This is a genomic window from Halomonas sp. PA16-9 (genome assembly GCF_009728585.1).
In the GTDB taxonomy this organism is placed as follows: Bacteria; Pseudomonadota; Gammaproteobacteria; order Pseudomonadales; family Halomonadaceae; genus Vreelandella; species Vreelandella titanicae.
On the sequence record NZ_CP040452.1, the window covers coordinates 1,240,253 to 1,266,990 of the forward strand.

At 55.8% G+C, this 26,738-nt stretch carries 17 protein-coding genes and 9 pseudogenes; 5 read left to right on the forward strand and 21 right to left on the reverse strand.

The window, feature by feature from the left end; all coding sequences use genetic code 11:
• The first annotated feature begins 96 nt into the window (after positions 1–96).
• Positions 97–1,653, forward strand: coding sequence for an alkyl hydroperoxide reductase subunit F (gene ahpF / locus FDY98_RS22075; protein WP_027958408.1), 1,557 nt, complete (start codon positions 97–99; stop codon positions 1,651–1,653).
• A 75-nt stretch (positions 1,654–1,728) separates the two neighbouring features.
• Here ahpF and phaC read toward each other — a convergent pair whose 3' ends face one another.
• The 5 genes and pseudogenes from phaC to prmB all read right to left on the reverse strand — a co-directional run bounded on the left by phaC (position 1,729) and on the right by prmB (position 7,072).
• On the reverse strand, positions 1,729–3,657 hold the full coding sequence (gene phaC, locus FDY98_RS22080) for a class I poly(R)-hydroxyalkanoic acid synthase (protein ID WP_155706187.1): 1,929 nt from the start codon (positions 3,655–3,657) through the stop codon (positions 1,729–1,731).
• 117 nt (positions 3,658–3,774) lie between these two features.
• Positions 3,775–4,185, reverse strand: a complete 411-nt coding sequence (locus FDY98_RS22085) for a phasin family protein (RefSeq protein ID WP_007113285.1) — start codon at positions 4,183–4,185, stop codon at positions 3,775–3,777.
• 253 nt (positions 4,186–4,438) lie between these two features.
• On the reverse strand, positions 4,439–4,948 hold the full coding sequence (locus FDY98_RS22090) for a hypothetical protein (protein WP_051430497.1): 510 nt from the start codon (positions 4,946–4,948) through the stop codon (positions 4,439–4,441).
• A gap of 62 nt (positions 4,949–5,010) precedes the next feature.
• Complete coding sequence (aroC, locus tag FDY98_RS22095; protein WP_027958405.1) at positions 5,011–6,102, reverse strand: chorismate synthase; 1,092 nt, start codon at positions 6,100–6,102, stop codon at positions 5,011–5,013.
• 13 nt (positions 6,103–6,115) lie between these two features.
• A pseudogene (prmB, locus tag FDY98_RS22100) lies at positions 6,116–7,072 on the reverse strand (50S ribosomal protein L3 N(5)-glutamine methyltransferase).
• A gap of 176 nt (positions 7,073–7,248) precedes the next feature.
• On the opposite strand from prmB, the pseudogene FDY98_RS22105 reads away from it, so the two are divergent.
• Positions 7,249–7,817 (forward strand): annotated as a pseudogene (locus tag FDY98_RS22105) (Smr/MutS family protein).
• A 3-nt stretch (positions 7,818–7,820) separates the two neighbouring features.
• Here the strand turns inward: FDY98_RS22105 and FDY98_RS22110 are convergent.
• The 4 genes and pseudogenes from FDY98_RS22110 to FDY98_RS22125 all read right to left on the reverse strand — a co-directional run bounded on the left by FDY98_RS22110 (position 7,821) and on the right by FDY98_RS22125 (position 13,592).
• Positions 7,821–8,851, reverse strand: a pseudogene (locus tag FDY98_RS22110) (patatin-like phospholipase family protein).
• A complete protein-coding gene (locus FDY98_RS22115; protein WP_155706189.1) occupies positions 8,844–9,773 on the reverse strand; it encodes an alpha/beta fold hydrolase in 930 nt (309 codons plus the stop codon). The pseudogene FDY98_RS22110 and the gene FDY98_RS22115 overlap by 8 nt, the downstream one beginning before the upstream one ends.
• Before the next feature lie 430 nt (positions 9,774–10,203).
• A pseudogene (locus tag FDY98_RS22120) lies at positions 10,204–12,795 on the reverse strand (ABC transporter permease).
• Complete coding sequence (locus FDY98_RS22125) at positions 12,792–13,592, reverse strand: ABC transporter ATP-binding protein (protein WP_231500643.1); 801 nt, start codon at positions 13,590–13,592, stop codon at positions 12,792–12,794. Before FDY98_RS22125 ends, FDY98_RS22120 begins: the two are co-directional and overlap by 4 nt.
• Before the next feature lie 76 nt (positions 13,593–13,668).
• Here FDY98_RS22125 and FDY98_RS22130 point away from each other — a divergent pair.
• From FDY98_RS22130 to FDY98_RS22140, 3 genes and pseudogenes are all read left to right on the forward strand, one after another.
• Positions 13,669–14,372 (forward strand): annotated as a pseudogene (locus FDY98_RS22130) (arylesterase).
• 86 nt (positions 14,373–14,458) lie between these two features.
• Entirely contained in the window at positions 14,459–15,160 is a 702-nt protein-coding gene (locus tag FDY98_RS22135; RefSeq protein WP_009287953.1) for a transglutaminase-like cysteine peptidase, read from the forward strand.
• 14 nt (positions 15,161–15,174) lie between these two features.
• A pseudogene (locus tag FDY98_RS22140) lies at positions 15,175–17,075 on the forward strand (EAL domain-containing protein).
• 23 nt (positions 17,076–17,098) lie between these two features.
• Here FDY98_RS22140 and FDY98_RS22145 read toward each other — a convergent pair.
• The 12 genes and pseudogenes from FDY98_RS22145 to FDY98_RS22190 all read right to left on the reverse strand — a co-directional run bounded on the left by FDY98_RS22145 (position 17,099) and on the right by FDY98_RS22190 (position 26,687).
• Positions 17,099–17,419 (reverse strand): hypothetical protein, encoded by a 321-nt coding sequence (locus FDY98_RS22145; protein WP_022522757.1) that lies wholly within the window; start codon positions 17,417–17,419, stop codon positions 17,099–17,101.
• 104 nt (positions 17,420–17,523) lie between these two features.
• Complete coding sequence (locus FDY98_RS22150) at positions 17,524–19,458, reverse strand: hypothetical protein (RefSeq protein ID WP_155706192.1); 1,935 nt, start codon at positions 19,456–19,458, stop codon at positions 17,524–17,526.
• A gap of 47 nt (positions 19,459–19,505) precedes the next feature.
• Positions 19,506–22,610: an immunoglobulin-like domain-containing protein gene (locus tag FDY98_RS26340; RefSeq protein WP_196518286.1), complete on the reverse strand. Its 3,105-nt coding sequence runs from the start codon at positions 22,608–22,610 to the stop codon at positions 19,506–19,508.
• A gap of 139 nt (positions 22,611–22,749) precedes the next feature.
• The gene (locus FDY98_RS26345) at positions 22,750–23,040 is read right to left on the reverse strand and encodes an immunoglobulin-like domain-containing protein (RefSeq protein ID WP_340147092.1); all 291 of its coding nucleotides are present in this window, start codon (positions 23,038–23,040) and stop codon (positions 22,750–22,752) included.
• Positions 23,041–23,064: 24 nt separating this feature from the next.
• Positions 23,065–23,214: pseudogene (locus tag FDY98_RS28825) on the reverse strand (immunoglobulin-like domain-containing protein); the annotation flags it as partial.
• Positions 23,215–23,420: 206 nt separating this feature from the next.
• A pseudogene (locus tag FDY98_RS28830) lies at positions 23,421–23,720 on the reverse strand (immunoglobulin-like domain-containing protein); the annotation flags it as partial.
• Complete coding sequence (locus FDY98_RS22165) at positions 23,660–23,968, reverse strand: immunoglobulin-like domain-containing protein (protein WP_155706196.1); 309 nt, start codon at positions 23,966–23,968, stop codon at positions 23,660–23,662. The pseudogene FDY98_RS28830 and the gene FDY98_RS22165, both read right to left, overlap by 61 nt.
• 139 nt (positions 23,969–24,107) lie before the next feature.
• A complete protein-coding gene (locus tag FDY98_RS28835) occupies positions 24,108–24,497 on the reverse strand; it encodes an immunoglobulin-like domain-containing protein (protein ID WP_442907976.1) in 390 nt (129 codons plus the stop codon).
• Positions 24,494–24,562: pseudogene (locus FDY98_RS29800) on the reverse strand (hypothetical protein); the annotation flags it as partial. The pseudogene FDY98_RS29800 and the gene FDY98_RS28835, both read right to left, overlap by 4 nt.
• 19 nt (positions 24,563–24,581) lie before the next feature.
• Positions 24,582–24,851 carry a hypothetical protein gene (locus FDY98_RS22180; RefSeq protein ID WP_155706203.1) on the reverse strand — a complete coding sequence of 90 codons (270 nt, stop codon included), beginning with the start codon at positions 24,849–24,851 and terminating at the stop codon, positions 24,582–24,584.
• A complete protein-coding gene (locus FDY98_RS22185) occupies positions 24,848–26,044 on the reverse strand; it encodes an immunoglobulin-like domain-containing protein (RefSeq protein ID WP_155706206.1) in 1,197 nt (398 codons plus the stop codon). The genes FDY98_RS22180 and FDY98_RS22185 overlap by 4 nt, the downstream gene beginning before the upstream one ends.
• Positions 25,944–26,687, reverse strand: a complete 744-nt coding sequence (locus FDY98_RS22190) for an immunoglobulin-like domain-containing protein (protein ID WP_155706207.1) — start codon at positions 26,685–26,687, stop codon at positions 25,944–25,946. The genes FDY98_RS22185 and FDY98_RS22190 overlap by 101 nt, the downstream gene beginning before the upstream one ends.
• Positions 26,688–26,738 lie beyond the last annotated feature (51 nt).

Sequence of the window (26,738 nt, forward strand, 5' to 3'; positions counted from 1 at the left end):
GGGCGTTCTGTTTTAAAACAGTTTTAAATTATTAATGATTAGCGCCGTCACACGCGTGTATTTAATACGTCTGTTACTTGCGAGGAAGCTACTGTCATGCTGGACGCCAATTTAAAATCCCAGTTAAAAGCGTATCTGGAAAAAGTGACTCAGCCGTTCGAGATCGTTGCCTCCCTCGATGACGGTGCCAAGTCACAAGAACTTCTCGGCTTGCTTGAGGACATCAGCAGCCTGAGCGATAAGATTACCCTACACAGCGATGGCCAGGACGACCGCACGCCATCGTTTGCGATTAACCGCCCGGGTGAAGAGACTGGCGTGGTGTTTGCCGGTATCCCCATGGGCCACGAGTTCACGTCGCTGGTATTGGCGCTGCTGCAAGTCGGCGGCCATCCGCCTAAAACGTCTGCTGAGCTACTCGACCAAATCAAAGCCCTCGACGGCGAGATGCTTTTCGAGACTTACTACTCGCTCTCGTGCCAGAACTGCCCTGACGTGGTTCAAGCGCTTAACCTCATGGCTATCTTCAACCCGAACGTTCGTCACGTCGCTATCGACGGGGCACTGTTTCAGGACGAAGTTGAGTCGCGGGAAATCATGTCAGTGCCAAGCATCTATCTGAACGGTAAGCCGTTCGATCAAGGCCGCATGACCCTTGAGCAGATTTTGGCCAAAGTTGATACTGGTGCCGCCGAACGCGATGCCAAAAAGCTAAACGAGAAAGCCGCTTTCGATACGCTCGTCATTGGTGGTGGCCCGGCAGGCGCGGCAGCCGCTATTTACTCAGCACGCAAAGGCATTAACACCGGCATTGCCGCTGAGCGTTTCGGTGGCCAGGTGGCTGACACCATGGGAATTGAAAACTTTATCTCCGTTTCCCATACCGAAGGCCCCAAGCTAGTTAGCGCGCTTGAAGAGCACGTAAAAGATTACGAAGTCGATGTCATGAACCTGCAGCTTGCCACGGCTTTCAAAGCAGCCGAGGCGGAAGGTGGGCTGCACGAAGTCTCCTTTGAGTCGGGTGCAACGCTTAAGAGCAAAACCCTGGTACTGGCGACGGGTGCCCGCTGGCGCGAAATGAATGTGCCCGGCGAACAGCAGTACCGCAACAAAGGGGTGGCTTACTGCCCTCACTGTGACGGCCCGCTGTTCAAAGGTAAGCGGGTAGCGGTGATTGGTGGCGGTAACTCTGGCGTTGAAGCGGCGATCGATCTGGCGGGTATTGTCGGCCATGTCACACTCGTAGAGTTTATGGGAGAAATGCGCGCCGACGCGGTGCTGCAGAAAAAGCTCAAGAGTCTGCCTAACGTCGATATTATCCTCAACGCACAGACCACCGAAGTGACAGGCGATGGCAGCCGTGTAAATGGTTTGAACTATAAAGACCGCACGTCTGACGAGAGCAAATCCATCGCGCTGGAAGGTATTTTTGTTCAGATTGGTCTGGTGCCTAACACCGAGTGGTTGAAAGGCTCTCCGATTGAGATGACACCCCGCGGTGAGATCATCGTCGATGCCCATGGTATGACATCCGTGCCCGGCGTCTTCGCCGCAGGCGATGTAACTACCGTGCCCTACAAGCAGATCATCATCGCCATGGGCGAAGGCGCCAAGGCATCGCTGGGTGCTTTCGACTATCTCATTCGAAACTGACAGTGGCGAAGAAAAGCCCGCTGACAAAAATGCCAGCGGGCTTTTTAGTGGGAGGGAGCTTCAGCTCGCGAAACCTTAGGCTATTCGCCTATGCCAATTACGAAGAAGACGGGATTTCCCCAACACTTCAGGGATTGTCATCTTCACGTAGCGGCCCGGCGCAGGCTCAATAATGTTGAGTTCACCGTCCCCTGGTTGGCGCACGGGCACCATTTTTTCGCTATTGGCATAGCCATTGTCGGTCATCCATGCCTGCCAGTGAGGCCACCAGGAGCCTTCCTGAGCCGTAGCACTTGCAAGCCACTCCTCATGGCTTTCGGGCAGTGTGTCGTTAGTCCAGTAGCTATACTTGTTCTTATGGGGTGGGTTGACGATACCTGCGATATGCCCCGAGCCGCCTAGCACAAAGGTCACTGGCCCCTTGGGTAGCAACGCCCCATAGTAGGTGCTGTTCCATTTGGCGATGTGGTCTTCTTTGGTGGAGATAAAATAGCTGGGCGCCGACACCTTGCGCAGATCAATTTTCACGCCATCCAGCTCAATGCCACCTGGCTCAACCAAGCGGTTCTCTAAATACATATGGCGTAAATACCAGGCATGGGTACCTGCAGTTAAATTGGTACCATCAGTATTCCAGTAGAGTAGATCAAAGGCGGCAGGCGTCTCGCCCTTCAAATAGTTATTAATGTAGAACGACCAAAACAGATCATTCTCACGCAGCAAGTTGAAGGTGTAAGCCATTGAGCGGCCATCAAGGTAGCCCTTCGCCTCAAGAGTTTGCTCAATGCCTTCAACCACCCGCTCATTGAGAAATACGCCGATATCGCCAGGATCACGAAAATCCTGCAGCGTGGCCATATAGGTCACCGACTTTACTTTGCGCCCACGGCGGGTGCTGGTGAGGTACGCTACCGTAGATGCCGTTAACGTGCCGCCGACACAGTAGCTGAGAAGATTAACCGACTTCTCGCCGCAGGCCTGCTCGATAGCTTCTATCGCGCTGATCGGCCCCATCTGCATATAGTCGGCCCAGGTAACATCGCGCTGCTCCGGGCCAGGATTACGCCAGGAGATCAGGAACACCGTATGGCCCTGATCCACCAGCCACTTCACCATTGAGTTATCTTCGCGCAGATCGAGAATGTAGTACTTATTGATCCACGGCGGCACCATTAGCAACGGCGTTTTAAAGGTCTTTTCCGTCGTTGGCGTGTATTGGATCAACTGAATCAGTTCGTTTTCATACACCACTGAACCGGGCGTTACCGCTATGTTTTCGCCTACGCCAAAGGCGGCGCGGTCTGTCATGCGGACATTAATGCCCTCACCAGAGTTACCTAAATCTTCACGTAGACGGGCCAGACCATCCACTAGGTTTTGACCACGGGTTTCAATGGTGCGGCGCATGACCTCTGGATTGGTAGTTATAAAGTTAGTGGGCGCCATCGCGTTGACCAACTGGCGCGCGTAAAACATCAAGTTACGCTTCTGGGTTTCATCCAACCCACTTAAGTTTTCAACCAGCTCTTCCACCATCTGCGAGAACAGTAAGTACTGCTGCATAATGGCCATATAGTGGGGGTTTTGAGTCCAGGCTTCATCTTTGAAGCGACGGTCACTTTTAGCCGGGGTAATCAGCGGCGTTATTTGCTCGCCAGCCATGCCACGCAGGGCCTGCTGCCACAATAGCCACTGGTCTTGAAGCAAACGGTTCTGGGTTTCCCACAGCAGCGTAGGGTTTTGCATTAATGACTGCGCACCCGCTTCAAAGCTTTCACGCATATCACTGTAAATTGAGTCGGCGGCTTCACTGGGCGCAATACGGGAAAGCAGATCCTGCATCAATCCTTGGTACTGTTCGCTAATCTCTTTAAGCTGGTTATTCCAGGCTTCAATTTCCTCTGGGGATAACCCTTCAGGCAGTCCTTGAGAAAGCCCTTCAGACAGGCTGTCAGATAGCCCTTGTGATATTGCCTGGAACGGATTGTGCCACGCTGACTGCATACTCATTCTCCCTACGCCTATCATCGGGCGCACCGACCACTTTGGCTATGTAAGCATATATAAATTAAAGCTTATAAATGCATCGCGGCGCCTTGGGCGCCGCGATGAGGTCACTAATCAGCTTTTGCGCGATGACTGACTAGAGGCTTTGGCAGGTTGCTCGCTTTTTGTAGCCGCCTTGGCTTGCTCGGACATTTGCTGACCGGCTTCGCTGAACATTTTTTCCATTTCAGACTTAAACTGCAGGCTCATTTCGCTCATGACGCGCGCGTCTTCCTGCATCTGCTGGGAAAGCTCGTTCATCATTTCAGCTTGCTTGGTGCCGAAATCACGCAGGCTTTCTGCGTCTTGAATTTCAGTGGCGCTACGAATGCGCTCTGTACCCATCTGGCTGTAGCGCTTCATGGCTTCCAGCTGATACTGGGTCATTTTTTCCATGTTGTTGAGCATCAGCGAATTAATTTTACGCATGGGCTCAAACATTTGCTTAGTTTGGGCGTTGAAGGCGTCCATCATATTGTCTTGCATAGTGTCTGCTCCTGTTTAGTTCCTTGGCATGAGCCTTGGAGTGACTCATCGTGATGTAGCTTGTCTTGCCTTGATTTGCTGCACTGCAAAAAGAGTAGTCCCTGACATGCTGCATTGCAACAGCGACACTGTTTTAAGTAGCTGCATTCAGTAACGCTACAAAACGTCTCCGCAATGCCTCTCTCACATCGCCATTAGCAATCTTTCAATCCACTTCCCCACAATCTATTTTTGCCAGTCTATCGTTACTGATTTATGAATCACTGCGCTTGGATGTTGAACGTGTGCTTGAGCCGGAACGGGAGCGCGACGACGCTGTTGACTTGGCCTTACCACCACTACTGGTACTTTTATTGGCACTACTATTATTAGTACTGCTCGCCCTGGAACTCGCCGCACTGCTTTTAGAGCTGGTGTTACCACCCTGTTCAGCCGCACTGCCGTTAGACGAGGACGCACTAGTGGCATTAGTGCTGGCGCTGCCCGCTTGGCGCAACATATCCAGCATCATTTGCTGATAAGTGCCGAAGTTGGCTAGCCCTTGAGACAGTCCTTCAGATAGTCCCTGCGAGAGCCCTTGCTGCATCATCGGCTGCTGGAGAAAGGGCCTCATAAGACTCATGGGGTCGTAGCCCTCTACCCCAGACTCCATTTGCCGCTGGATATTTTCCAGCAGGTTTTTCTGGAAAGCTTCGACATCCGGCAGACCCAGAGATTGGCGAAATTCGTCCGGGGTAAGATCAAATTCAACGTTAATCTTCATAGGCGGCTCCTGCACTGTTTTGTTTGAGTGTAGCAGTGAACTGCAAACCTCACCGTATTGCGCTAGCGCTGGGTTAAACGCGGCGTATCAACGCTCACCTCACCATTTTGGCCGCGATGACGCAGCCAGTGATCCAGCAACGTAATCGCCATCATCGCCTCAGCGATGGGCGTTGCGCGAATACCCACACAGGGGTCGTGACGCCCTTTGGTAATCACTTCGACGGCCTGTCCATGGATATCGATAGAGCGGCCAGGCGTGGTAATGCTGGACGTCGGTTTTAGCGCCAAACGAGCCACAATGGGTTGGCCGCTGGAAATACCGCCCAGCACGCCACCAGCATGATTGGAGAGAAAGCCTTCAGGCGTCATCTCGTCACGGTGTTCACTGCCCCGCTGAGCGACACAACCAAACCCTGCGCCTATCTCCACACCTTTTACCGCATTAATACTCATCAAACCATGCGCTAGGTCAGCATCCAGGCGGTCAAACACCGGTTCGCCTAGCCCTACCGGCACCCCTTCGGCAATCACGGTGATCTCAGCACCTACCGAATCCTGATCGCGGCGCAGCTGATCCATGTAGGCTTCCAGTTCTGCTACGCGCTCCGGGTCAGGGCAGAAAAAGGCATTTTGACCCACCGCTTCCCACTGTTTGAAATCAATCTTGATGGGGCCTAGCTGGCTCATATAACCGCGAATCTGAACACCTTGGGCGGCCAAATATTTCTTGGCAATCGCCCCTGCCGCCACTCGCATAGCGGTTTCACGGGCGCTGGAGCGCCCGCCGCCGCGGTAGTCACGGTGGCCATATTTATGGTGGTAGGTGTAATCCGCATGCGCTGGCCGAAACTGCTCTTTGATTTTTGAGTAGTCGTTAGAGCGCTGGTCGGTATTTTCGATTAACAGGCCAATAGAGGTGCCGGTGGTCTTGCCTTCAAACACCCCTGACAGGATGCGCACCTGATCAGGTTCTTTGCGCTGGGTAGTATGCCGCGAACTGCCCGGCCGACGGCGATCCAGATCATGCTGTAAATCTGCTTCGCTTAACGGTAACCCAGGCGGGCAGCCATCAACGATCGCGCCGAGCGCTGGGCCGTGACTCTCACCAAAGGTAGTGACGGTAAATAGTTTGCCAAACGTATTGCCAGACATGGCGATTAGTTCCTCACTGGAAAGACGCCACATGGGCGTCGAGTTCAGCGGCGCTCAAGGCAAATACGCCCTGGCCGCCACGCTCGAATTCAAGCCATAGGAAAGGCACGTCGGGAAACGCCGCTTCCACATGGCGATCAGAGTTGCCGACTTCTAAGATCAGCCAACCCTCATCGGTTAGGTGTTCCCGCGCTTCACGGAGTATGCGCCGCACGATATCCAAGCCATCGCTGCCTGCCCCCAGTGCCAAGGAGGGTTCATGGCGGAACTCAGCAGGCATGGTGGCCAGGTCGCGGGCATCAACATAGGGCGGGTTGGAGACGATGAGATCAAAACGTCGACCTTCCAAGCCGCTGAATACATCCGATTCCACCGCTCGCACCCGGTCTCCCACATCATGGCGGGTAATATTTTGCCGTGCCACGGCCAGGGCATCCTGGCTGATATCTGCAAGCGCCACTTCACAAGTGGGCAAATAGAGTGCCGTAGCAATGCCGATACAACCGGAGCCAGTGCATAGATCCAGCACGCTAGCAGGCGGCTCTTCGGGAAACCAGGCGGCAAAGCCGTCTTCAATCAACTCGGCAATCGGCGAGCGCGGAATCAGCACGCGCTCGTCAACGCTAAACGGGTGACCGGCAAAGAAGCTCTCGCCGAGCAGATAAGGCAGCGGGCGGCGGGTGGTAACACGCTCCCGCGCCAAGGCAATAATCCGCTGACGCTCCACGGGCAGAAGCCGCGCTTCTAACACACTGGGGTCAATATTCCACGGCAGATGCAGCGCGCCCAAGCAGAGTGCCACCGCCTCATCCCAGGCAGAATCGGTACCATGGCCATAGTGCAGGCCCGCCAGATAAACTCGCTGGAGACCCAGCGCAGGTAGTCGCGCAGCGTAAAGAGCTGGCTCACCAGCAACGACTACGGGAGGAAAGGTTGAGTGAGAATGCTCAACATTTAGATGCGTGGTCACAGCGGCTCCTGGTTAACGATAATCATGACTACAGGCAATAGAACCTGAGCCATATGACGAATAAAAATTGTACCTTTCACGCCGCCCGGTTCACAGCAACGCTCAGCCCGCTATACTGTGCTTCTTTAACTGATTCACCCGTGCTACCCCCATTTTTCTACCCACCCGAGCCTGACATGACGCGACACCGCCACCTGCCGAATGATGACGATATCAGTGCCTTCCGCGACGCCTTGAAGGCGGCGGGGTACGCCCTATCGCCACCAATCAGGCCGACCCAGGCAAACCCAAGCGCGACGTTAAGGCCCATGAAGCACGGCGCAACGCGGCGGTTGAGAGCAGCGCCCCTCAATCCAGCGGGCGCACTTCGGATGGCCGGGTGGAAGCCGTGCGCCCCTCAGAGTACCTCGAGTTCAGCGTGCCCGACTTACCATGGCGCACGTTTAGCCAGCTAAAGCGCGGCCAAACCGCATGGCAGGCGGGGCTTGATCTACATGGCTATACGCTGGAGGAGGCCCGCACGGAGTTGGAGAGTTTTCTGCGTGATTCAGCGGGGCAAGGTCTGCGCTGTGTGCTGGTGGTGCATGGCAAAGCGTGGGGCACCACCTCTGATTTTCCTGTACTCAAAAGCCATACCAATACCTGGCTACGGGAGTGGCCGGGGGTGTTGGCGTTCTGCTCGGCCATCGATCTCGATGGTGGCACAGGGGCAGTGTACATCCTACTGCGCAAGCGGGGTCAGTAGCCGTTACTCGGTAGCATCGGAAGCGATACTGGGCATCCGGCGTTCCAGCGCTTCATCTGCCAAGTGGCGACCAAGGCGAATCAAATCTCGGCCCCGGTAAAATTCGTAAGTACTACACACCGTTTTGGGGATTTCGATCAGCACATCAGGCGGGTACCCCGCCACCTTGTACTTGGCCAACGCCGCCTGGGTAATATCAAACGACTCCAAAATCATATCGAGCTTGCTCCACTCGCGCTTGCCGCGCGCTTCAGTGGTTTCTTCTAGCTCTTTGTCGTCGCTCTCCCCGTTTGCGCCATCACCATTGGCACCCAGCCCTGCCCACAGTTTTTGGGTAGCTGCGCGTACATCGCCTATCCAACTGCTCATGCGTTGATCGCGGTCGATCTCGCTTTGGGTGCGGCTATCGGCTTTTTCCTCCTCTTAGGCAGTAACTCATCCAAGGTCACCGGCAACGGGCTATGGGCAGTCACATTAACCGCTACCACAAAGTCTGCTTGGTGCGCGGCTACCATAGGCATAATCGGCAGCGGGTTGAGCAGCCCGCCATCCACCAGCACCTGCTCGCCCAGATGAACAGGGGTTATAACACCCGGCACGGCCATTGAGGCACGAATCGCCTGCAGCAAAGGGCCACTTTGAAACCACACTTCCCGTTGCCGCACCAGGTCTGTCGCTACCGTGGTGACGGGGATCGCTAGGTCTTCAATCAGAATATCGCCGACCAGCGCTTCCAGTTTGCTCATGACCTTGCTTGCACGCATCGCCCCCATTGAGCTCCAGGTTACGTCAACCAGTTTGAGCACATCCAGGTAGTCGAGTTGACACACCCAGTCACGGTATTCAGGCAGCTTACCCGCGGCATAAATACCGCCAATCACTGCGCCCATTGAACACCCCGATACGGCAATAATTTCGAACCCCCGCGCCTCCAGCGCTTCGATCACGCCGATATGCGCGTAGCCACGGGCACCACCGCTGCCCAATACCAGAGCGACTTTATTGCCACTGCTCACGTGAGCCAATTCATTCATGCTGCGTTCCTCCCTTAAACGGCACCAGTGTTACCCAGTGAGCGCCGATAACCTTGGCAACTTGCGCCACTGCTCTAGGCTCCAAGTGTAAATGGTGGCCCCCCTTGAGCACTTTTCGGGTTAATCCTTTGACCGCTTGCCGTGCCTCTTGAGCCCATTTGCGCTCGCCTAAAATTCCCTGCTCGCCTTCTATCAATAGCAGCGGAACGTTAATTTCCGCCAGTAGCGATAGCACTTGCTGAGGGGTAAAGCGCACCAGGGACGGCTTCAGTAACCGGCTGTCGGTGCGCATTTGCACATGACCATCAGCAGTAGGCTGGGTGTTACGCTCTACTAGCGGCGTTGCCGCGATGCTATCCAGCGGCGTGACCCCGCCTGCAACACGCGCAGCAACGGCACTCTCGATATCGGGGTAACGCGGCGCTCGTGACAGCGGCCGACGGTAGGCTGTAAGCCCCTTACGCAGCTGGTTGGCGGTCTCTTCAATGGGCGTATTGAGCGCTCCAAGTCCATCAATCAGCGTTAGCCGCTCGACGCGTTCGGGTAACGAAGCGGCGAGCAAGCAGGCCACTGCCGCCCCCATGGAATGGGCCAGTAAGCTGGTTTGCTCCAGCCCCAAGGACTCCATGGCATCCAACACGTCATGGCAATAGTCCCAAAGGGCATAGTCGCATAAGGCATAGTCACCGCCCTGTGGCGCGTGTGCCGAATGACCATGGCCGCGAAAATCCAGCGCCACAATACGAATATCCAACGCCTCTACCAACAGCGGGGCTAATCGGGTAAAGCTGGCCGCATTATCCAACCAGCCGTGTAAGGCTAACCAGGTTGGGGCGTCAGCACGCCCCCAGCTCAGCGCCGCTAAGCGACCTTGGGCAAGCGACAGCGGCTTTGGCGCAACAGAGAGCGCTGCCGGGGTGATTTGGGCATAAAGTAACAGTCCTGAGTAAACAGCTAAGGAGCCTCTGATTAACGTAATGAGCGAAGGCCAGACAAGGCAAAAATCAACGAAAAAGCGGAGTTTACGGGTTGTAAATGAGCATTTTGAGGCGATTTTTAACGCCGTATGGTCGAGCGCAATAGTTAATCAGAGGTTTCCTAATAATCCTAAACAAACGGCCGCGTCACAGGGTCAGCAAGATGACGGCGTAGGCGACAAACGTTACCATGCTAGGAATATTTTACTTCAACATTGTACTTAACATAGTACTTAACACTGCATTGGTGCCGTTATGAAACCACGTCGTGATACCCGCGCCCGTAATCTGGTCTTTTTTGTTGCTGTCATCAGCGCCACCGTCGTCGGTTTTTGGCTGGCCCGCTGATTCATGAGTCGTCAAATCCTCACCGGATTAAGCTTCACCCAGTAGGCCGAGGCTGGCTGCCGGCGCTTGGCGACGCAACCCCCGCGAAAGCGCATGCCCAATGACACCGATCAATAGCGCCCCGCCAACGGGAAGGAAAACCCATAGTCCCAGATGCAAACGCGGGGTGAGATCCAGCAGGTAAATATACAGTACGGCCGAGGTTAGCTCCGCAAGTATTGCGCCCATCAAACCACTGGCAAAACCCAACAGCGCGTACTCGGCCCCCTGTACCCGTGAAATCATTCTGCTGCCTGCGCCAAATACGCGCAGTAGGCCGCTTTCATGGGCACGCACCGGGCGGCTTGCGGTCAGCGCGGCATACAGCACGCTAATCCCTGCCAGTAGCACCAAGGCGAGCACCAACTCCACTGCCCGGGTGACCTGGGCAAGCACATCCCGCACCTGACCTAAAATCGCGTCCACATTAAGCAACGAGACGCCAGGGAAGTCGGTGATCAGCTCACGAATCAGTCCCTGTTCCGCGTCTGGCAGGTGAAAAGCGGTGATGTAACTATGGCCAAACTGCTCCAGCACGCCCGGCGGGAAAATAACGAAGAAATTAGGCTGGAAGCTATCCCAATTCAGACTGCGCAGGCTGGTAATTTGGGTAGTGATCTCGTCGCTACCCACCGAGAAGGTCATCTCATCACCAATGCTTAGCCCAAGCCTTTCGGCGAGCCCATCCTCCATTGAAATGGGCACAGGCCCCGACTGTGGTGTTGCCTCCACGGCACTCATCCAGCCTTGGCTTTCATCGCTGCTCTCACTGCCTGAGTTGCTACCCAGCTGCGCTGGCGTGAACCACTCGCCAGCCACCACTGGTTGCCTTCTGGCACTTCAGATTGCCAAGTAAGGTTGAGCTCACGGCGCAGTGAGTTGTCGCCACGGGCATCCGGCGGCACGGCCTCTCTGGGTGGCTGATCATTGATCGCTATCACTCGCCCACGCACCATCGGGTAGAGGGTGCTTTGGGTTTCCACCCGTGGTGAAACCGCCGCTTCAAAAGGGTCACGCTCGGAAGGCTGAATATTGATGGCAAAGTAGTTAGGCGTATTTTCAGGCAGTTGATCCTGCCAGGTGCTTAGCAAATCGCCACGCACCAAGACAATCATCGCCATGGCAAAGAAGGTCACCGAGAAGGCCAGCAACTGACCTAGGCCCGCTTGGCGACGCCGTGCCAATTGACGGCCGCCTAAGCGAAGTGCCTGTGACCACTCACTGCGCCCTGAGAACCGCTGCACAACACGCAGTAAGCCGCTAAGTAATAAGGCACTAATTATCCAAAGCACACCAAGCAGCAGCGCACCACCGATCAATAATCCAATCGCCAGTGGCAGGCTACCCGAGTAGAGCCAAAGCAACCCACCAAACACGATGCTCGCTACGCCAAACGACCAGCCAGGCCGATGGCGGCAGTGGATCTAGCTCACGACGCAGTACTTTTAGTGCGCTGACTTGCTTGATACGCAACAGCGTTGGCCCGGCAAACCCAACCAGCACGGCAAGCGCGGTGAAGACCCCCAACCCTAGTGGCATCAGCCCCGGTGGCGGAAGTGTCATGGGTAGAAAACTCACCAATAGCCAAATCAGCACCGCTTGGCCAAGAAGGCCAAGCAGCGCTCCAATGACTGCCGCGACCAGTGCCAAACCGAGTAACTGAAGGGTGAAAATCGTCACTAACTGACGCTGGCTGGCACCAAAACAGCGCAGTAGCGCAGCGGTATCCAAATGGCGCTCGACATAACGCCGGGTAGACATTGCCACGGCCACACCCGCCAGCAATACCGCCGCTAACCCGGCTAGCCCCAGGTAGCTTTCTGCCCGCTGTAACGCATTGCCAAGCTGGGGACGGTCAACGCGAACATCCCGCACCTCTACCCCATTGCGGCGTAGCTCAGCAAGTAAGCCTTGTACTTGATCGAGCGCCTCCGGCGGGCCTGCGGCTAGAATTTCAAACTCAATCCGTGAGCCCTCTTGAACCAGGCCCGTTGCCTCGACATCTGCCGTATTGAGCATCAAGCGCGGGTTAAAACTACCAAAACCACCGGACTGATCCGCTTCGCGCTCGATGATCCCCGTTACGGCCAGTTCAGTTTGCCCCACCTGTACTCGATCACCCAGCTCGATTTCGACCAGTTCCATCAAGCGTGGATCCGCCCACGCCTCCCCTGGCGGCGGACCAGAAGCAGTTTGCTCGGTGCCATTGCCAAAGTCCACGTAGGAGACACCGTAGTGAGGGTAGACTTCATCCACGGCTTTTAAGCTGGCAGGCTGAAAGCGCCCCTCGCGGCTAATCATCGACACCAAGTCCACTTGGTCGCTAAGCACAAAACCAGCGTTTTCCAAGCGCTCTCTCAGCTCCTCGGAAAAAGGATCACGCTGCTCTAGCACCAGATCTCCGCCCAACATCTGCCCTGCCTGGCGCTCCAGACCGCGCTCTAACCGATCAAGAAAAAACGCAATCATGGTGGAGGCCGCGACAGCCAATACCAGGGCAATAAATAGCGCACGCACATCAGCTGCGCGCAGATCCCGCTTGAGGCTGCGCATCGCCAAACGCCAATTCACATCACTCATTGCGCGCCCTCATCAATCGAAGCGGCAGTTGGTACGATGTTTTCAAGTACGGCTTCTAACTTGCCATGATCTAACCGCAAGCAGCGATCGCAGCGCCGCGCCAAGGCGTGGTCGTGAGTAACCAGAATAAGCGTAGTGCCCGCCTCATGGTTGAGCTGGAAGAGCAAATCTATGACTTGCCCACCGGTATCCAGATCCAGGTTGCCGGTGGGCTCATCAGCAAATACCAGCTCGGGGTCGGTCACGAAAGCACGCGCCACGGCAACGCGCTGCTGCTCGCCGCCGGAAAGCTGTTTGGGTAAGTGGTTCACTCGCTCACCAAGCCCAACACGCTCCAACCACTGAGCAGCGGTTTGCGTCTCTCCGGCGCGGGGCGATAATTCAAGGGGCAACATGACGTTTTCAAGCGCACTCAAAGTGGGCAGCAATTGAAAGTTCTGGAACACAAAGCCTACTCGTCCGGCACGCAGCGCTGCTCGACCATCTTCATCCAAACGGCTTAATGCGTGTCCAAACAGCGTTAGTTCACCGTCGCTTGGCGTATCAAGACCCGCTAATAGCCCCAAAAGCGTTGATTTACCCGCACCGCTCTTACCCAGAATCGCTACGCTCTCTCCCGCCGCTACGCTCAGCGACAGGTCGTGTAAGATGGTGAGCGAGCGTTCACCGCTGGTGACTTTTTTAGAAAGTTTGTCAGCGTGCAGCACGGCTTGCCTAACAGTGCCGCGGGGAACATCGGCTACCGCTTGGTTGTCGGTAGTAGCTTGGCGCTCACCTTGGGATGCCTCGCTCGACATGGATATATCCATAGCAGCATTGGCAGCTTTATCTGAGGAGCTTGAACTTGAAGAGTTTGAACTTGAGGAATAAGACATGAAGCGTGGCATCCCTATGGCATGGCATGGACTGAACCGCATGGTAACCGGATGGCTGGTGCTGCTGATAGTCACCTTTGCCTCATCGTCTATCAACGCAGAGCCTGTCAACGCAGACACAAACCCGGGCCCCACCCTGCTGGTGATGGTGATAGCTTAAGCGCCGCTTACGGCATAGAGCGTGATGAGGGCTGGGTGAACCTACTGGAAGAACGCTTGGGAGATGATGCCCAAGTCATTAACGCCAGCATTAGTGGTGAAACGACGTCTGGAGGATTACAAAGGTTCACTGACCTTCTCGGACAGCGGGAGCCGGATATTGTTCTCATTGAGCTGGGCGGCAACGATGGTCTACGCGGCTTATCACCCAATCAAATGCAGGCAAACCTAGCCAGTATGATTGAGCAGAGCCAAGACGCTGGTGCTCAGGTGCTGCTACTGGGGATCGATATCCCGCCTAACTATGGCCAAGCGTACCGAGACGCCTTCACCGGGGTTTTCCACTCGCTGGCGGAAGAGTATGACGTTTCCCTAGTGCCTTTTTTATTGGAGGATATCGCCCTGAACGAGGCGTTAATGCAGAGCGATGGCATTCACCCTACCGCCGATGCTCAGCCGATTATCCTCGACAATGTATGGCCCGAACTTGAGCCGCTAATTGAACCCCTATTAGAAACCACGCATCAGGCAGCGGTTCAATAACCTCAGCCTTTTGACTGAGAGGTGTAGCACTTCCACTCGTCAGCTTGTAATCTTAAGCCCTATTTGGCGGTTACTAACGGCGACTCATGCCTGCATCCTCGCATCACACTCCTACATTCTCGCGTCGACAGTTCTTAGCAACAGTCGGCGCGCTTTGGTTAGGCGCAGGTCTTGGCATTCATCCAACGCCTGCCGCAGCGTTTGATCCACAACGCCTACGCCAAAGCATGCAGCAACAGTATGGGCAGGCTGGTTTGTCCGTATTAGAGGAGTGGTTTAACCTGCTTCAACAGCTACAAAACCAAGACGTTCAAGCCAAGCTGCGTGGGGTTAATGACTTCTTTAATCGCCGCATCCGGTGGATTGACGATATCCAGGTGTGGGGGCAAGAGGATTATTGGGCTACGCCTTTGGAAGCAATGGGTAAAGGCCAGGGAGATTGCGAGGATTACTCCATTGCCAAGTACATTACCCTTAAACAATTAGGCATTACTAGTCAGTACCTACGCATGATTTATGTCCGTGCGCGCATTGGGCGTAGTCAAATTACCCAAGCCCACATGGTGCTAGGCTATTACTCGACCCCAGATGCAGAACCGTTGGTGCTAGACAATATTGTACCGTCTATCACCCCTGCCTCTCAGCGTACTGATCTCGACCCACTGTTTAGTTTTAATAGCGATGGACTTTGGGCAGGTGGTTCTTCTGAATCCCGCGCAGACCCATTGGCTCGGCTATCACGCTGGCGCAGCGTCATTGAACGTATGCAAACCCAGGGTTTCATTTAAGAGGAATTGGCACGATGTCACTTATCAAACAACTTTGGATTGCCATTATCGCCCTGCTGCTGCTGTCGTTCATTGGTAGTCTTGCCATTAGTATTACCACTAGCCGCGATTATATCGAACAGGAAGTGCGCATTAAGAACGCTGACAATGCTACCGCTTTGGCGCTTTCAATGAGCCAGCTCGATAAAGACCTTGTCACCCTCGAACTGTTAATCGCAGCTCAATTTGACACCGGCTACTACCGCCGAATCACCCTGCGCGATACGGACGATAGCGTACTTATTGAACGCTCCGCCGAAGAGTATAGTGGCGATGTGCCCGCCTGGTTTCGTCAGCTTATTGAGTTTGATGTGCCCAACGGCACCGCGACGATTCAAGATGGCTGGCGACAGTACGGTACGTTGGAGCTTGAGAGCCAACACAGTTTTGCCTACACCTCTTTATGGCGCAGCATGCTGGAACTCGCTGCTTGGTTTTTACTTGCCGGAGTGATTAGTTTAGCGATTGCTACCGTGATCGTTCGTGGTATTAAGCACCCCCTTTCCCGCGTCGTCACTCAGGCGCAAGATATCAGTGCGCGGCGGTTTACCACTATTAAGGAGCCACGCACGCTGGAGTTACGCCAAGTCACTCAAGCAATGAACGTGCTTTCTGCCAATGTCCATCAGATGCTCAGTCATGAAAGCCATAAGCTGGACGAGTTACGCCGCCATTTACAGCATGACCGAGTCACCGGTGCGCTGAATCGCGACGTGTTTATGGGTAAGCTTTCGTCTCAATTGGGCAGTGAAGATGCCCGCGCAACGGGCATGTTGATCATGGTTCGCGTACAGGCATTAGAGTCACTCAATGAGCAGCTCGGCTACGCTGCCACAGACCAACTATTAAATACGCTGGTTACCCAGTTGGGGCAATTGGACAGCGCGTCGGCAGAACCAATGGTAGGCCGCCTTAACGGCAGCGATTTTATCTTTATGCTGCCGCTTATGGATGATGTAGAGGAGCTTCGAATTCAGGTGATGGCAGCGTTAGCCGAGGTAGCCGCCACGCAGCCCGACGTGGAGATTTATCTACCAACGGCGATTGTTCCTTATGCTCCACATGATGATCGCGGCACACTGTTAGCCACCCTGGATGACGCTTTGGCACAAGCCGAAAGCCTAACGTCCTTTGAACAGGTAGTCGTGCGTCAGCGCAAGCGTATTTCACTCTACAGCAGCCATGCCGAATGGCGAAATGCACTGGAAGCAGCAATCCTGGTTGGCCCTGAGTTAGCGTACTTCCCGGTAGTAGACGCTCACGGAGACATCATCCATTACGAATGCCCGGCTCGCTTACTGCTAGGTGGGGAGTGGCAAACCGCCGGAGTCTTTATTCCCTGGATCACCCGCTTTGAGATGGAGCCTGCACTTGATTTAGCCGTGGTCAAAAAGCGCTCGCTAATCTAGAAGATGATCTAAAGCCGGTAGGCATTAACCTCTCTGCGGCATCGATCACTAATACACAGTTCGTTAACGAGCTACGGACTCTGTTGGCAGCGCACCCACTATTGGCCAAGCAGCTCTGCTTTGAAGTGCCCGCCACGCTTAGCACGCACGCGATTGGTAGCTTACGGGGGCTTTGTACCGCCTTACGGCCCCTTGGTTGCACGTTTGGTATAGAGCATGTGGGGGCAGAATTCACCAAACTTGCAGATTTACACGATGTGGGTCTTGCTTACTTAAAAATGGATAGCAGTCTTATTCACCAACTGCATGCTTCAAATGAGCAGCAAACCATTGTCCGCGGCATGGCTACGCTCTGCCATTCATTGGGCATTCAGGTGATAGGGGAAGGCGTTGCAGACGATGAGGAAATAGCCTGCCTGTTCCGCGTGGGTGTCGATGGAGCCACCGGACCAGGCGTACGCCTTTAACGCATAAACGCAATCGACGACGACTAGATAGTGTCGTCGTCGCTTAGCAAACCTACATCATTTTTAACCCGCAAGGACTTACGCTCCATCACTTTCGCCTGTGCAGCTTCCGGAAGGTCAGTGAAAGTGATGACTCCCTTGTTTAGTAACACCTCAAGAATATCTTCTACCACCCTCACAAACGCTAAGTCAGACGCTATAAAGTGTGCTGAGGATCCTGGCTGATCAGCAAGGAAAGCCAGTACCTCAGGTGAATCAGGATCAATCGTTTCGTTACACTCTGACGTTGGTTCTTTGCTGAGCATCAGGATCTCGCCGGATGTATTACGTTTGGTGTAGAGCATGACCTGTCCTCTGTAAGTAAACGCGCTCAAGTATTGCGAAAGGTAATTAAAGCATTAATACAACAAGGCCGCCCTGTGGGCGGCCTTGTTGATTGTACGACTGATTAAATATCAGAGTTACTGGTAGCATGGTCATTATGTAGTTTCACATAATCAGTATGCCCACCCGCCGGTTCCACTTCAGTCGACACAGTGCTTTCTTGCGGCGCATCAGGAGCAGGCTTGGCTTTCTCTTCACCACTTTCAGAAGGCGGCAGCAGGCTATCAACGCTTTCGTCTTCATCACTGGAGAACAACTCACTCTCACTTAGTGAAGCCTCGATATCACCTTCAGATTCGCTAGTCTGCAACTCACTCGCGGGGACTGGTGTTGTTGCATTCTCTGAATCATCGTTCAAGGTAAACAGCGTCTCGTCATCTTCTAGCAACGAATAGCCATTACCGCTACTTTCCGGTTCCTCTTTTTCATCCCCTGGTGTTGCTGGAGCAACGTTAGTGACTTCATCATTGTCAGCCAGCACTTCTTCTTGCGCTAGTTCATCACCCTGCGTTAGAGCATCATCCTGACTCTGCTCGTCATCAGGTGTCGCTACACCTTCTTCAACGACTTCTTCTTCACTCTCATCTTCTGACGCCTTATCGCTTGAAGAGGTATCGTCATCTGTAATGTTATCGTCACGACTTTCTTCCTCATCGATGTCTTCAGCATCGTCAACAGTGGTGTCGTCTGTCGGCTCTGGCTCGTCTACCGCTTCCTCCCCTTCAACAGAAGGTTGAGTTTCTTCTTCACTGTTAATCAGTGCGTCAAGCTCTTCGGCACTCATCAAGAAGCCTGCTTCAGCGAAGGTGATGAGACCATCATCACCTATATCGGCAGTGGCAAACGAAGCGACCAACTGGCCATTAGCAAATAGCTCAACGGTGTCACCTTCGTCAAAAGCAAACATTCCATCGGTGAGTTCGCCGATCAAGCCACTGCTGGTTTGGTAGGTCAGACCGTCGATCACGTCATGAGCGAGCACCGCCGTTTTGATTGAATCATCCGTATGTTCATCAAAGGTGGTAATCCCCGCATGCTTCTCAAGCATATCGCGCACGTGCTGCATGGCGTCTTCTTCGGTGACGTAGCTATCACCAACTCCCTCCAGTGCCGATTTAAGCTCAGCCTCGGAAACGTTACGCAAATCAAGCGTACTGCCTTCAAAGGCGGCGTTCATGGCGGAGGTAATGGTGATGCCGTTATCGGCTATGCCGTCCGCGTCCAGCGACTGCAGGAACACTGCCATATTCTCAACGTACTCATTGTTGAGGTCAGTCAGCTCGGTATTCGCCATTTCCTGCAGGAACACTTTGCCATCGGCAAGGGCTTCCGCGGAGGCGGTACCTATCACGACATCGCCTACCATAAAGGTCACCGAATCGCCGTCACGGTACTCAAAAGCACCGTTCTCATCGGTAGTACCGCTAAGCCCGGAGGAGGTGGTGTACATCGCGCCTTCTACAATGCCGTCGACCAGCTGTGCCTGCGTCGCGTTATAAGCTGCCAGGCTTTTAATCTCGAACTCTCCACCGGTACGCACGACCTTAACAGAATCAAATTCAAAGCCGGGAGTGAACGTTTGTTCAAACGAACCATTATTACTCCCCTTGGAAAGGTATGAATAGCCTAGAGAGTTGCCGTCCTCATAAAATTCTACATACCCTGAGTCGAAAACCCCACCGAACCCTTGGAGCTCAATATCTACACTAGTAGCGTTCCCACCTAAATTATAAGGCTCGGATGGATCCCACCAATTCAATGTATGATCATCGTTACTTTCGAAACCTTCCCATGAGCCTTCAGGTTCACCGCTGTTATCGTCAGGCTCAGAAGCAGTATTATCTGGCGGTATCGGTACAGTTTTGCTTTCAGCCGAATCAGTTGCTGAACGAGTTAATGTTTCGACCGTTGTATCCGTGGTGCCTGGATTAGACTCGGTCGCAATAGCTTCAGCGGAAAGCTGGAAATCTTCGCCCGCCTGACCAACAGGTACTGTCAATGTCAAACCATTGCCGCTGTAGCTGGTCTCACCCGGATCTACTTCGATCAGCCAACTGCCATCACCCTGTTCTGCCCCTGACTAAGCACACCACCTTCGGGTACGCCTGTGACTTTAATACTCAAGGTCTCACTGCCATCTGTATCGCTAAGTGCAGCAGTTAAATCAACAGCATATTGATAAGCAGATACCTCAGTAACTTCAACAGAGCCAACCGAAACGGTTGCACCTTGAATAGTCGCTGTTTCAGATGTCTCTGTTGTTGCTGCACTAAATTCCAGCGTCAATCTTCCTTGACTGTCAAGAGTCGTGGTAATTGAAACATTATCAACGAAGTTAAGGTTGTAATTCGATGAAGAGCCATAATCATCAAAAACAAACTCTTCATCACCATTTGCTCTGACAACCCAACGGTCATCAAACACATTCCAGCCACTATTCCAGCTACCTTGGATTAGCACGGGCATATCAACAGTAACTTGTTGACCAGCAAACACTGTGCCAAAGTCAAATACTTGGGTTGAAGCTTCAGAATAATTGTAATTAGGCGTTCCCTGTATATTGCCATCTCCACGCTCTTCACCAAGTAGCTCAGTAAACTCCCTAGATTGACCCGAAATGGTGCCTGTCTCATCGACAGACATCGCATCGCCAAGAGAGATGGCAACAGTTGGTTTATCAGCAACGGCATCAATATTGACCGTCGTCATATAAGTATCCGCTGACCAATTTTGTCCATCGGAGACTTTAAATTCAAATGACGTATCTGCGTCTGTATCCGAATTAGCAGGAATAAACGCAAGCTCACCGTTAGTCAGCTGTTGAGCTGTCACCTCCTCGCCAACCGCCACGTCAATTCCATTTAACTGAAGCTTACCAATTTCGTTATCAGGCAAAGACTCTATGCGCACACTTTCTAATGGTTCGTTATCTACATCCGAGTAGTCACCAAAATCATTGATACCCAAAACTACATTGGAAGCGCCCTCATTCAAGCTGACAACGTCGTTGGTGGAGGTTGGGGTGCTATCAGCGTCGATAATAGTCGCTTCGGCGGACTCGCCTCCTACTGTAAGTGTGAAAGTTTCATCCGCTTCGTCGATAAAGTCTTCAATCGTTTCAACGGTGATGCTGAACGTTGTAATACCCGCAGGCACAGCGATCTGGCCGTTGGCATAAGTAACACCATCACTGAAGGTGGCGTTCGCCAGCACGTCATCATAGTCCGAACCGCTGGTGGCAGTATCACCGGTGGCACCTAGGCTGATGGCGTAGGTCTGGGTGCTGCCACTAGAATTGCTCAGCGCGACCTCGAAGACGGCATTGTCGCCTTCGTCTACCTCTCCGCCTTGGGCAGCGGTAGTGATACTCTCAATCGTAGGAGTGTTGTTCTCTAGTGTTAAGCTGACTGGTACAGCAACCTCTTCGAAGTTGCCATTCACCTCAATGACCTTCGCAACCAGATCTTCGGCACCATCGGTTTCAACCGCCACAGATCCCTTGCCATTGCGATCAAGCTTGACTTCATAAATCTCGCCACCAATATTTACCGTAGCGGTCGGGAAAGTATCTACGAAATCATACTTGCTTTCGTCAGGATGGTTGGATGTCTCAATTTCGAAGATGACTTCGGATGCACCATCAATACTAATCGCCTCACCGTTCATCACTTCCTTGTATTGAATGGAATGGATTAGGTAATCATCATCGAAACCAACTGCTGTGAACTCCGCACGGACAAACGTTTCGCCACTTCCCGGCTCAAAGGTATATGAGTTGTCAACACGGTCAGAACCACCAGCCGCATGCTCTGTTTTGGTGACTTTGCCCTCAGCGTCGTAGTAAGTCACTAGAGCATCCGTCGACGTACCGCCGCCAGACACGATTGCCCAACCAACAGAGTTTCCATCTTCATCAAAGAATTCAACTTTTGCCTTCTCACCGTTGTTACGCCAAGCGAACTGAATATCAAAGGTTTTCACTTCGTTATTAAAGTCAACAACGATTTTTTCGCTACCACCGTTAGTACCATAACCAAGTTCGCTGCTATCACCACTACCAGAAGTTGTACCCTCGACGCCAAATCCATCGTGGTCGGTGCCTGTGACTTTGGAGATAGCTCCTTGATCATCCTCGGATCGATAGGCTGTCACGGTGAAGCTATCGGTGTCATCGACATTGCCAACATTAATTTCAGAAGTTTTCGTCACAATGGCAGTGATGCCAACAGTGGTGATGTCGATAGTATCGTTGACCGTAACCATCGCGGAATCACTACTGTCTAGTTTCTCAAAGTTGTGATCACCTTCATCAGCAACTGAGACGCTGTAACTTTCACTATCAAGGTAGACGTCGTCACCCTGAACCACGAACGCGTTTGAGGTGCCTTCAGTGGCTCCTTCAGCAAACACAATGGTGGCTCCATTGCTTAAAGTCACGGTGAAGCCCTGGCCCGCCGGGTTGCTGAGCGTGGCAGTGATAGTCGCTGTACCAGTCCCTTCCTCCACGGAGACATCATTCAAGGTGAGCGTGGTGATATCGATGCTATCGACAACTTCATGCGCGGTGGCACTGTTTACAAGATTGAGGTCTTCGTAGCCGCTGTTATTGCTGCTTTCAAAGTTGGTCGGTGCACTAATGGTATCGCTATCAACAAACACATCGGGATCACTGAAAGTGAACTCAGTGGTGCCGCTGGTGGCACCCGCTTCTATTGTAATAGTTTGCTGCTCGCCATTGACGTCGAAGGTGAAGGTTTCAGTCGCTGTTGGTGCAGTGCCCAGTGTGATGGTGTAGGTCACTGTGACAGCGTCTTCGTTGCTGCCTGCTGCCTGCGTCGAGGTCAGTGTGGCATCGACGGTGTCGATAGTGTCGGTGACCGTGGTCTCGGCGGCGTCGCCCAGGGTGACGTTCTCGAACGCGCTGCCGTCGGTGGCCGCGGCGTCTTCAAGGGCCACGGTGACGTTCTCGCCGTCCACGAAGACGTCGTCGCCTTGCGGGTCACGGGTGTAGGTGGCGTCGGTCTCGCCGGCGGCGATGGTGACGGTGTTGCCGCCGTCCAGGGTGACGGTGACCTCGCGGTCGACCGCTTCACTGAGGCTGACCGTGAAGGTCTGCTCTTCGGCTTCGCTGAACTCGGCTTGGTCGGCCACGATGCTGACGCTGATCGCGTCGCCGCCATTGGGATCACCAGGATCGCCAGGGTTACCGGGGTGCCGGGTTCGTCGGTGACGGTGACGCTGGTCTCACCGGCGGTGACGAGTTGTTCGAACTCACTGTCGCTGTCGTTCTCTACCGTGGCGATGCTGTTGACCAGGGTGGCTTGGCCGCCTTCGAAGCGTCGTCGGCGGCGGTCACGGTGGCGCTGCCGCTGAGTTCTCCGGCGGCGATGGTGACCGTGGAACCGTCGGCGAGGCGGAACTCGAGGCCGTTGTGTCCGCTGAGGTCGGCGCCTTGCGGGCCGGTCAGCGTCACGGTGTAGGTGACGGTGCCGCCTTCGGCGACGCTGTCACTGTCGGCACTCAGGGTGGCGGTGACGGTGTCGATAGTGTCGATGACCGTGGTCTCGGCGGCGTCGCCCAGGGTGACGTTCTCGAACGCGCTGCCGTCGGTGGCCGCGGCGTCTTCAAGGGCCACGGTGACGTTCTCGCCGTCCACGAAGACGTCGTCGCCTTGCGGGTCACGGGTGTAGGTGGCGTCGGTCTCGCCGGCGGCGATGGTGACGGTGTTGCCGCCGTCCAGGGTGACGGTGACGTCGCGGTCGACCGCTTCACTGAGGCTGACCGTGAAGGTCTGCTCTTCGGCTTCGTGAACTCGGCTTGGTCGGCCACGATGCTGACGCTGATCGCGTCGCCGCCATTGGGATCACCAGGATCGCCAGGGTTACCCGGGGTGCCGGGTTCGTCGGTGACGGTGACGCTGGTCTCACCGGCGGTGACGAGTTGTTCGAACTCACTGTCGCTGTCGTTCTCTACCGTGGCGATGCTGTTGACCAGGGTGGCTTGGCCGCCTTCGAAGGCGTCGTCGGCGGCGGTCACGGTGGCGCTGCCGCTGAGTTCTCCGGCGGCGATGGTGACCGTGGAACCGTCGGCGAGGCGGAACTCGAGGCCGTTGTGTCCGCTGAGGTCGGCGCCTTGCGGGCCGGTCAGCGTCACGGTGTAGGTGACGGTGCCGCCTTCGGCGACGCTGTCACTGTCGGCACTCAGGGTGGCGGTGACGGTGTCGATAGTGTCGATGACCGTGGTCTCGGCGGCGTCGCCCAGGGTGACGTTCTGAACGCGCTGCCGTCGGTGGCCGCGGCGTCTTCAAGGGCCACGGTGACGTTCTCGCCGTCCACGAAGACGTCGTCGCCTTGCGGGTCACGGGTGTAGGTGGCGTCGGTCTCGCGGCGGCGATTGGTGACGGTGTTGCCGCCGTCCAGGGTGACGGTGACGTCGCGGTCGACCGCTTCACTGAGGCTGACCGTGAAGGTCTGCTCTTCGGCTTCGCTGAACTCGGCTTGGTCGGCCACGATGCTGACGCTGATCGCGTCGCCGCCATTGGGATCACCAGGATCGCCAGGGTTACCCGGGGTGCCGGGTTCGTCGGTGACGGTGACGCTGGTCTCCCGGCGGTGACGAGTTGTTCGAACTCACTGTCGCTGTCGTTCTCTACCGTGGCGATGCTGTTGACCAGGTGGCTTGGCCGCCTTCGAAGGCGTCGTCGGCGGCGGTCACGGTGGCGCTGCCGCTGAGTTCTCCGGCGGCGATGGTGACCGTGGAACCGTCGGCGAGGCGGAACTCGAGGCCGTTGTGTCCGCTGAGGTCGGCGCCTTGCGGGCCGGTCAGCGTCACGGTGTAGGTGACGGTGCCGCCTTCGGCGACGCTGTCACTGTCGGCACTCAGGGTGGCGGTGACGGTGTCGATAGTGTCGATGACCGTGGTCTCGGCGGCTCGCCCGGGTGACGTTCTCGAACGCGCTGCCGTCGGTGGCCGCGGCGTCTTCAAGGGCCACGGTGACGTTCTCGCCGTCCACGAAGACGTCGTCGCCTTGCGGGTCACGGTGTGGTGGCGTCGGTCTCGCCGGCGGCGATGGTGACGGTGTTGCCGCCGTCCAGGGTGACGGTGACGTCGCGGTCGACCGCTTCACTGAGGCTGACCGTGAAGGTTCTGCTCTTCGGCTTCGCTGAACTCGGCTTGGTCGGCCACGATGCTGACGCTGATCGCGTCGCCGCCATTGGGATCACCAGGATCGCCAGGGTTACCCGGGGTGCCGGGTTCGTCGGTGACGGTGACGCTGGTCTCACCGGCGGTGACGAGTTGTTCGAACTCACTGTCGCTGTCGTTCTCTACCGTGGCGATGCTGTTGACCAGGGTGGCTTGGCCGCCTTCGAAGGCGTCGTCGGCGGCGGTCACGGTGGCGCTGCCGCTGAGTTCTCCGGCGGCGATGGTGACCGTGGAACGTCGGCGAGGCGGAACTCGAGGCCGTTGTGTCCGCTGAGGTCGGCGCTTGCGGGCCGGTCAGCGTCACGGTGTAGGTGACGGGTGCCGCCTTCGGCGACGCTGTCACTGTCGGCACTCAGGGTGGCGGTGACGGTGTCGATAGTGTCGATGACCGTGGTCTCGGCGGCGTCGCCCAGGGTGACGTTCTCGAACGCGCTGCCGTCGGTGGCCGCGGCGTCTTCAAGGGCCACGGTGACGTTCTCGCCGTCCACGAAGACGTCGTCGCCTTGCGGGTCACGGGTGTAGGTGGCGTCGGTCTCGCCGGCGGCGATGGTGACGGTGTTGCCGCCGTCCAGGGTGACGGTGACCTCGCGGTCGACCGCTTCACTGAGGCTGACCGTGAAGGTCTGCTCTTCGGCTTCGCTGAACTCGGCTTGGTCGGCCACGATGCTGACGCTGATCGCGTCGCCGCCATTGGGATCACCAGGATCGCCAGGGTTACCCGGGGTGCCGGGTTCGTCGGTGACGGTGACGCTGGTCTCACCGGCGGTGACGAGTTGTTCGAACTCACTGTCGCTGTCGTTCTCTACCGTGGCGATGCTGTTGACCAGGGTGGCTTGGCCGCCTTCGAAGGCGTCGTCGGCGGCGGTCACGGTGGCGCTGCCGCTGAGTTCTCCGGCGGCGATGGTGACCGTGGAACCGTCGGCGAGGCGGAACTCGAGGCCGTTGTGTCCGCTGAGGTCGGCGCCTTGCGGGCCGGTCAGCGTCACGGTGTAGGTGACGGTGCCGCCTTCGGCGACGCTGTCACTGTCGGCACTCAGGGTGGCGGTGACGGTGTCGATAGTGTCGATGACCGTGGTCTCGGCGGCGTCGCCCAGGGTGACGTTCTCGAACGCGCTGCCGTCGGTGGCCGCGGCGTCTTCAAGGGCCACGGTGACGTTCTCGCCGTCCACGAAGACGTCGTCGCCTTGCGGGTCACGGGTGTAGGTGGCGTCGGTCTCGCCGGCGGCGATGGTGACGGTGTTGCCGCCGTCCAGGGTGACGGTGACGTCGCGGTCGACCGCTTCACTGAGGCTGACCGTGAAGGTCTGCTCTTCGGCTTCGCTGAACTCGGCTTGGTCGGCCACGATGCTGACGCTGATCGCGTCGCCGCCATTGGGAATCACCAGGATCGCCAGGGTTACCCGGGGTGCCGGGTTCGTCGGTGACGGTGACGCTGGTCTCACCGGCGGTGACGAGTTGTTCGAACTCACTGTCGCTGTCGTTCTCTACCGTGGCGATGCTGTTGACCAGGGTGGCTTGGCCGCCTTCGAAGGCGTCGTCGGCGGCGGTCACGGTGGCGCTGCCGCTGAGTTCTCCGGCGGCGATGGTGACCGTGGAACCGTCGGCGAGGCGGAACTCGAGGCCGTTGTGTCCGCTGAGGTCGGCGCCTTGCGGGCCGGTCAGCGTCACGGTGTAGGTGACGGTGCCGCCTTCGGCGACGCTGTCACTGTCGGCACTCAGGGTGGCGGTGACGGTGTCGATAGTGTCGATGACCGTGGTCTCGGCGGCGTCGCCCAGGGTGACGTTCTCGAACGCGCTGCCGTCGGTGGCCGCGGCGTCTTCAAGGGCCACGGTGACGTTCTCGCCGTCCACGAAGACGTCGTCGCCTTGCGGGTCACGGGTGTAGGTGGCGTCGGTCTCGCCGGCGGCGATGGTGACGGTGTTGCCGCCGTCCAGGGTGACGGTGACCTCGCGGTCGACCGCTTCACTGAGGCTGACCGTGAAGGTCTGCTCTTCGGCTTCGCTGAACTCGGCTTGGTCGGCCACGATGCTGACGCTGATCGCGTCGCGCCATTGGGATCACCAGGATCGCCAGGG